Here is a 7,817-nt window from a genome sequence, read left to right as displayed (position 1 = left end):
TATCGCCCAAACTGGTTAAATTTTAACAGTGACAACTACCCTGCCAGATAGGGAAGGTGTGAAAGTGCAGGTATTAGGGCCTGTTGATCTTTTAAACAAAATTTAACAACGAAAGGTAAACAGGCCCTCGTGTGTTCGTGAAGTCAGAATGGTATTTTCGATGGTAGAAGGACACGATAAGGGCAGCCATGATTTGACTGCTCACGTAGTTAACTGTTTTTTGCCATGATGCTGTTGATTAAGCTTTCTCGCTGCTCCATAGAGACCGTCATTACGTCGTTGTAGGTGCGTTTCATGACTCGAATGTCATTTTCCAGTAGCTGAGCTAATTTTGTCGAGGCCGTTTGGTTGTCACCTTCGAGCACCAATTCGATGATCTCTAGGCGACGCTGGCACGATTTAGTGACCGAAGATTGAATGTGCATCGAGACGAGATCTGTCGCTTTACGTAGGCGATTATGTTGTTGCATGGTGCTCAATAAGAAGCGATTTCCTGAACATGCGGCAAGTTGCTCGTGAAACTCAGCACTGAGGCTAAAGAGTTGACTGGCGTTGACAGATTCTGGGGTCTGAATCGCTTGAGCATGGCGATCTCGGCAGCTTTCAATTGCACTGTTATCAAGTGTCCATGTTGGTTCGAGTAGGCCAGCAGGCTCGAAAATGAGTCGACAGCGATAACTTTCGGTGTGTCTTTCTAGGGTGTTCAACACACCATCAAGCTGCCATTTGTATCCTGGACTGCGACGAAAAATACCATCGTTTTCTAATAGGCGCAGTACGCTTTGCATCTCACCACGGTTGGCATCATAACGTTGTTGCAGGTCTTTCTCGGAAAACGACTGACCTAACTCACTAAAAAATAAATCCATGAGTACGCGCAGGTATAATTGTTCTTGGCGAGGTTGTTGGTCGTTGTCTTGGCCTGAAATTTCGATATCTGCCGCATCGGTTTGTAATACAGACCCTTTATAAGGGACGACTTTAGTGATGCCTTGCGCTGACAAGTGTTTTAGCACCGCTCGAATAGGGCTTCTTGATACTTCGAATTGCTGCGCCAAAGATGATTCATTTAGGCTGCTTCCCGCTTTCGCGTTGTCGGCTTTTAGCCTCGCGATGACCTTGAATAACAAATTTTGTTGGAGCTTTGTAATTGTCGTTGTGTCCATGACGCTCAGAGTATGTGTTTAATCTTGATTCCATGGTAAACACAAAAAGGCTTAAATACCATAAGTTGTGTTTTTGTAACCAAAAGACAATGTTAATCAAACTGTTGCAATGGATAGGTTGGTTGGTAATTTAGGGGTTCGTTGGGAATTGATCGGTTATTGATAGCTTTATTGGCAAGTGTGTCAATGAGTGGGTAAGAAGAGAGCCCGCTTAAAGCCTCGACTTCAAATAGAGGCTTCAAACGGGGCTTTAAGCGGAGAAAGTGATTTCTCGTGTGTGCTTATTTTCTCATTAGATAGAGGAAGTAGCCGCCACCAATCAGAGAGGCTAATAGACCTGCCGGGAACTGCCAAGGGAACCATAGCGTACGACCAATCCAGTCGGCAGCAACCATGATGATAGCGCCTAATAATGCTGCAGTGAGCATTTGAGGAATCGCGCGATATTGGTGAAGCGAACGCGCCATGTGCGGCGCCAATAATCCAATGAAACTTAATGGCCCAATGACGATGGTGCACAGAGTTGTTAGTGCCGCGACTAGCAAAAGCAAAGCCAATCGAACAGCGGTTGTGTTCATACCTAGGCTGCTTGTGGTGACGTCCCCTAAGTTAATCAGCTCTATCCAGCGATTCAAAGACAGCGCCACTGCACTGATGATGGTAACCCCAACGGCGAGCAAAATGACATCTTGATTCGCGACTAAATAAGTCGATCCTGAAAGCCAAGTGAGGAGCGCGGTTGCATTCTCATTACCCGAGCTCATTGTGATGCGCAGTAGAGCGTCGAGCCCTGCACTTAGCGCGATGCCTGTTAACAAGGTTTGCGTTGGGGCGAAATTGTGTTTTCTTCCCATTAACCAAACCACGGCAGTCACTGAAGTTGCGCCGAGTGTACCAAGCAGCATTTGCTCTTCTCGGCCGACTGCTGTGCCAAATAGTGTGCCGAGCACTAACGCCAGAGCAGCCCCTGAGCTGATCCCCAATACTTCGGGGCTCGCCATTGGGTTGTTTGAGATGCGTTGAATAATCGTGCCTGCAAACGCAAGCCCGATCCCTGCCAATAGCGCGACTAATACACGCGGTAGACGCAGATCGAATAGCGATGGGTTGAGTTCAAGATTCCAACCGAACTGGTTTTTACCTACTGTAAGGGCAAGAACACACATTGCCATCAATAGTACTGACATCGCGGCCAGTACTTTACGCGTACTGACGAATTTGTAGTGCTCAATGGTTTCACTGCGGTTTTTGAGATCGGATTGCAGCTTGGTACGTTGCAGTAACCACAATAAGAAAGGAGCACCCAGTAGCGCCGTCATTGCGCCGGTAGGGAGCAGTTCGCCACCGAAGCCAGAGAAGGGCTGAATCACTAAATCCACAATCAATAGAATGAAGCTGCCTACCAACCCGCTGACCAGAATCTGTTTCGCGAGTGCTCTTACACCGATAAGCCTAGCGATAGCAGGAGCCACAATGCCAACGAATCCGATTAAGCCTACTTCACTGACTACGGCTGCAGTAATAAAGATCGCCAACGATAAGCAAAGCAACTTGATTTGTTTGATGTTTACACCAAGCGAAGTGGCGACATTATCGCCAAATTGCAGCGCTGATAATGGACGCTGTAAAACCAGTAATAACAGCGTCGGGATCGAGACTAAAGGTATGAGAACCTGCACGCTCGACCAATCATTCTGATTCAGTACACCTGCACCCCAAACAAAAATACTGGTAAGCCGTTGTTCATGCAGCATGAGCAACATGGTGTTGAGTGAGCCTAAAAATAGGCTGACCACCATACCGGCTAACACCATGTGTAATGGTGAAAAGCCTCGTGCAGAACTTAAGGTAAAAACTAAGCCTGTTGCAAGGCAGCCCCCAATGAAAGCGGGAATAAACCCTGGGATAGCTAGGTTAGCAGGAATTAAAAGGATCCCTAATACCATGCCGAGTTCTGCGCCCGCAGCAACACCCAATGTGGTAGGTGAGGCAATGGGGTTACGCAGTACAAATTGCATCACACACCCAGCGACTGCCAGTGCAAAACCACAAATGAGAGCGACGGTAAGCCTAGGTAAATAGGTGAGGTGAGTAATCAGATGCTGATAATTTGAAGAATCAAAGTGAAACAGCGTATCCCAAATCAAGCCAACCCCTTGCGAGTAAGGAGCGGTAATTTGCAGTAGCGAGCTGATCAACAAAACAGCAGCGACAGGTAGTGCCGCTGCCTTGATACTGAATCGCCCGGTGACGGTTTTTTCGATCTTTGCGGTAGCCATTATTTTTGGATAAGCAGTTCGGTAATGTGGTCACTAAACCTTTGAGCGGCGATTAGCCCACCGAAGGTCCAGATGGTAGGAAGTTCGTAAACGGAGTCTGTACGCGTAAACGCCATCGCTTGCCAAAGAGGAGATTGAGTCAGTTTCTTATGCTCTTCTTCCGTTAGCGGGCCAAAGATCATCACATTCGTCTGTTGGTGTTCAGCGAGCCTTTCAGTACCTGTAGTGGTAAAACCCCAGAGGTTTGTCTGCTCTTGCCAGTCGTTTTTAAGACCCATGCTGCTTATGGTGGCTTGCGCTAATGAACCTTGGCTATGAATGCGTAAGGTTTTGTCGTTGATAAAGCGTGCAAAAATCAGTGGTTTGTCTGAGTTGCCTGCGGCACGTATTTTTTCACCATTATCGCTTAATCTCTTGTTTGTCTCATCAATCACTTGTTGGGCGCGTTGTGCTTTGTTAAATAGCTTGCCTAAAGAGAGGGTAACCGAAGTTGCGGATTCAAGAGGTTGTTTCTTTTTGCTGTAGACACTGTAAACCAAGACAGGTGCGATTTTATTGAGCTGGTGGTAGGCCGCCGCCATATGCTCACTGATTAAAATGACGTCAGGTTTGAGTTCTGTTAGTAGCTCTAGGTTTGGTTCTCTTCGAGATCCCACATCTGTCACGTCTGCATTTAACGCAGGTTTTACCACCCATTGCTGATAACCTTGTGCGTCTGCCACACCTTGCAACTCAACGCCTAGGCTTAATACGGTTTCGGTGAGTGCCCAATCTAAAGCCACCACTTTTTTAGGTGTAGCATCGAAAGAGACACTGCCCATTTCATGTTTGATTTCTAGTGCGTGAACGCTCTCTAGAGCAAGGGCGTTGAAAGCTAATACTGTGAACAGCATGGTGATGAACTTTTTCACAACAGGTTCCTTTTGATTTAAGGGATGTAGCTGATAGGTTGCCCTGTCTCAGGGTGTTTAAAGAGCGCAAGCTCCATTCCGTAGATTTGCATTAGTGTTTCTGGCGTCATCAAATCGTTAGGCGAACCGGAAGCAATCACTTTCCCAGAATGAAGCGCAATCAAATGATCACTGAATTTGGCGGCCATGTTGACATCATGAAGCACCATGATCACGGTTAAGCCGAGTGACTGATTAAGCTCTCTGATTAGAGCGAGCAATTCATGCTGGTGCGCGACATCGAGTGCTGAGGTTGGTTCATCAAGCAAAATACATTGGCTTTGCTGAGCAAGCAGCATGGCGACCCAAGCTCTTTGTCTTTCTCCGCCGGAAAGTGTCGCGACAAATCGGTCAGAAAAGGCGTTAAGGCCAACTTTCTCAATCGCTTCGTCTACGATGGCATAATCATCTTTGCTGTAACGTCCAAATGCGCCTTTCCATGGATAACGGCCAAAGCAAACCAGTTCACGAACGGTCACGCCATCAGTAATCGGTGGGTGCTGCGGCAGGTAGGCGACTTGGTGTGCAAATTCAAGGTTACTGTATGAGGCGAGTGGTTGCTCATTGAAGAAAACGTCACCTTCTGTTGGCGTGTTTTGTCGACTTAACAGTTTAATGAGTGTCGATTTGCCACATCCATTATGGCCAAGCAAGGTGGTGATCTTCTTTGGTTCAAAGGTCAAAGTCGTTGGCGAAAGGACTTTCTTACCGTCGATTTCGAACGAGGCATTGGTAAGTGTGTACATAATGCAATATGAAGTTGAGTTATGGGCTGCTAGCCGCTAATGTAACACAGTGAAATCAAAATGATAATTATTCGCTAAATCAATCTATTTATCATTGTAATGTGCTCGTGCCCACTACGAACCTACCAACCTTATCTAGCGCCTTCGAGTTTATGTCTGTGATACAAAATAAAAAATTTCAACTATTGGCTATTGGTCTTGCTTCGGCTCTTATGGGAATTGGGCAAAACGGCTTACTCGTTTCCCTGCCTTTTCTTGTGGAACAGTCTTCATTTAGCTTGCCTACGTGGTCGATTCTTATCGCAATAGGAAGCATATTATTTCTGCCATCTGCGCCGTTTTGGGGAAGGCAGAGCGACAAATATGGTCCGAAAAAAGTCGTCATTCAAGCACTGATAGGCATGGCTATCAGCTTTGCTTTGTTGTGTTTTTTCGCCATGTTTAGCAAACAGGGGCAGGCATTCGTGTTTTGTTTGATTGGGCTGGTGGTCGCGCGAATTATTTATGGTTGTACGGTGTCTGGAATGGTGCCTGCGAGTCAGCATTGGGCGATATTATTGTGTGGTGAGAAGAACCGTTTACAGGCTATTACATCAGTGAGTCTTGGCCTAAGTGTTGGTCGATTAATTGGGCCTTTGGTCTCCATTTTAGCGTTAAAGTTATCGCCTTTTGCTCCCCTGATCGTGATGATCTTTTTGCCGTGTGTTGCTTTACTTGTCACGATGTTGTTACCAACCCCTAAAGAAGAAACTCGGAAGGCAGAAGGAATAGGGCAAGCACCTTGGTTACCGAATAAAACATTACTGCCTTTTTTATCTTGCGGGTTGTTGTTGTGTGCTGCTGTCGCGTTGTTGCAATACAGTTTTTCTCCACTGATCTATTCGATCACCCGTTGGCCTACCGATCAAATAAGTGACACGATCGGGATTCTTTTGACTATCAGTGCTGCCTGTACTTTTGCAACTCAACTCTTGGTTATCAAAAAAGAAAAGCTGACACCGTTTGTTATGTACCGTTGGGGGGCATTGGGTCTGCTTGTCGGCTTTGGAGTGTTCTTGATTCCCAGTATGTGGGCGTTAGCTGTGGCGATGGTACTGACAGCGATTGGTGCAGCGTTGCTTGTTCCTGCTTACACGTTGTTTGCCACTGAAAAGCAAAGTGGTACACCGGGCGCAGCCGCAGGGTATATCGCCATGTCTCATACCCTAGGTTACGGGGTTGCTTCAATGCTAGCGTTTACTTCGACCTTGAACCCTCAGTATCCCATCTACTTATGTGGGCTGTTTTCTCTACTGATTTTCGCGACGACTTATGTTGTAAAAATAAAGGGAAATACCAAGCTCGCTGAGCAAGCTTAATCTTATATTTCCCCTGATACTTTTTAGTGAATCAATTGGAAGTGAGCTAACGGATAGCAAATTAACTGGTAGCAAACGGCTTTGTGTCGAACGTTGGTTTGCTAATTTATGTCTTTGAAAGCAGCGTCTTCGAAAACCACATCCCCTCTTAACACTGTCATCAACACCTGAGTCTTGGCTATTTGTCTTGCCGATACTGTAGTGATGTCTTTGTTGAGAATCGCGAAGTCCGCTGATTTTCCAACCTCAATAGACCCTGTGACGTCTTCGATACCAAGGCTCTTTGCTGCATTGAGCGTGTAAGCGTCGATAGCTGTGTAGATATCAGTTAGGCCTGTTTTACCCATGATTAAGCTATTTGCGATTCCAACTAGAGGGTTGATGTCGTGTACGTTCCAGTCACTGCTCAAGGTGATATTGGCATCAGTCTTAAGTATCGCGTCTAAGTTCATCATGGCTTTGGCGCGGCGAGCACCAAGGAAAGCTTCGGCCCATTGGTGTTGATGTTTGGCTACGTAATCGGAACCGACTTGGAAGTCCGCCGAGACATTGAGCTGCTTGAAGCGGGGAACGTCTTCATCATTGATTAACTCTATGTGAGTTAGGGTATAAGGCTTTTGCGAACCTTGTTTACGCACGCTTTCTATCGCATCAAGAGATTCACGAACGGCACCATCACCAATCGCATGAATGTGCGCACTAAAACCGATTTTATCGAGCGCGGTTAGCCACTCTTTCATCTGTGCTGGTGGAATGTAGTTTAGGCCATTGGGAGACTGTGGCAGATAGGTATCTAAATAGGGCGCGAGTGTTTTTGCTGTACCGTTAATGAAGATGCCATCGCTGTACATTTTTACCTGATCAACGAGCAACAGACGGCTTTCATCATCGGAATACATCTTCTTGAAGACTTCTAATTGAGAGGATATCGCCATTGATGGGTAAACCCAAGGGCGTAATGACACGCGAGCCGTCAAATCTTGGTTTTGCTCCGCTTCTAGCCAAACGTCGTACCAACCTCGTTTCCAATACATCCGGCCGTCACCAATGGTGGTAATGCCGTGCGCAGCGGCTTCTTCAAGTCCGAACATTAACCCTTGGTAGCTTTGTTCAAAGAGCTCGCTTTGGCTGTTCCACGCCATCTCCATAATTTGGTCGCCAGCATTATCTAATAAGATGCCATTGAGCTTGCCGCTGTCTTGGTCTTTTAAATAAGCGCCACCTTGTGGATCAGGAGATTGTTGGCTTATTCTGGCTATTTTTAAGGTTCATCGCGGCTTTCCGGGGAAAGCCGCTTTTATCTTCAAGAAGAAGTAGT

Annotated in this window: 5 protein-coding genes and 1 pseudogene; 1 reads left to right on the top strand and 5 read right to left on the bottom strand. The window is 46.5% G+C overall.

Annotated features, from left to right (window positions below):
* Positions 1-209: 209 nt before the first annotated feature.
* The 4 genes from AB6D80_RS23425 to AB6D80_RS23410 form a co-directional block, all read right to left on the bottom strand.
* Positions 210-1,166 carry a GntR family transcriptional regulator gene (locus AB6D80_RS23425; RefSeq protein WP_371707337.1) on the bottom strand — a complete coding sequence of 319 codons (957 nt, stop codon included), beginning with the start codon at positions 1,164-1,166 and terminating at the stop codon, positions 210-212.
* Between the two features lie 281 nt (positions 1,167-1,447).
* Entirely contained in the window at positions 1,448-3,445 is a 1,998-nt protein-coding gene (fhuB, locus tag AB6D80_RS23420; protein WP_372100491.1) for a Fe(3+)-hydroxamate ABC transporter permease FhuB, read from the bottom strand.
* Complete coding sequence (locus tag AB6D80_RS23415) at positions 3,445-4,356, bottom strand: iron-siderophore ABC transporter substrate-binding protein (RefSeq protein ID WP_017096909.1); 912 nt, start codon at positions 4,354-4,356, stop codon at positions 3,445-3,447. The genes fhuB and AB6D80_RS23415 overlap by 1 nt, the downstream gene beginning before the upstream one ends.
* Before the next feature lie 17 nt (positions 4,357-4,373).
* Positions 4,374-5,141: an ABC transporter ATP-binding protein gene (locus AB6D80_RS23410; RefSeq protein WP_372189766.1), complete on the bottom strand. Its 768-nt coding sequence runs from the start codon at positions 5,139-5,141 to the stop codon at positions 4,374-4,376.
* 152 nt (positions 5,142-5,293) lie between these two features.
* On the opposite strand from AB6D80_RS23410, the gene AB6D80_RS23405 reads away from it, so the two are divergent.
* Positions 5,294-6,499, top strand: a complete 1,206-nt coding sequence (locus AB6D80_RS23405) for an MFS transporter (RefSeq protein ID WP_372189764.1) — start codon at positions 5,294-5,296, stop codon at positions 6,497-6,499.
* A gap of 101 nt (positions 6,500-6,600) precedes the next feature.
* Here AB6D80_RS23405 and AB6D80_RS23400 read toward each other — a convergent pair.
* Positions 6,601-7,764: pseudogene (locus AB6D80_RS23400) on the bottom strand (amidohydrolase); the annotation flags it as partial.
* Between the last annotated feature and the right edge of the window lie 53 nt (positions 7,765-7,817).

It is taken from the genome of Vibrio sp. 10N.247.310.17, assembly GCF_041466605.1.
Taxonomy (GTDB): domain Bacteria; phylum Pseudomonadota; class Gammaproteobacteria; order Enterobacterales; family Vibrionaceae; genus Vibrio; species Vibrio tasmaniensis_A.
Note: the sequence above shows the minus strand (reverse complement) of the source record. Positions and strands in the feature narration are given on the sequence as shown.

Bases quoted from the DNA above. Each gene is read 5' to 3' on its own strand.
- fhuB (WP_372100491.1), bottom strand. From the start codon at position 3,445: ATGGCTACCGCAAAGATCGAAAAAACCGTCACCGGGCGATTCAGTATC.
- AB6D80_RS23405 (WP_372189764.1), top strand. From the start codon at position 5,294: ATGTCTGTGATACAAAATAAAAAATTTCAACTATTGGCTATTGGTCTT.
- AB6D80_RS23410 (WP_372189766.1), bottom strand. From the start codon at position 5,141: ATGTACACACTTACCAATGCCTCGTTCGAAATCGACGGTAAGAAAGTC.
- AB6D80_RS23425 (WP_371707337.1), bottom strand. From the start codon at position 1,166: ATGGACACAACGACAATTACAAAGCTCCAACAAAATTTGTTATTCAAG.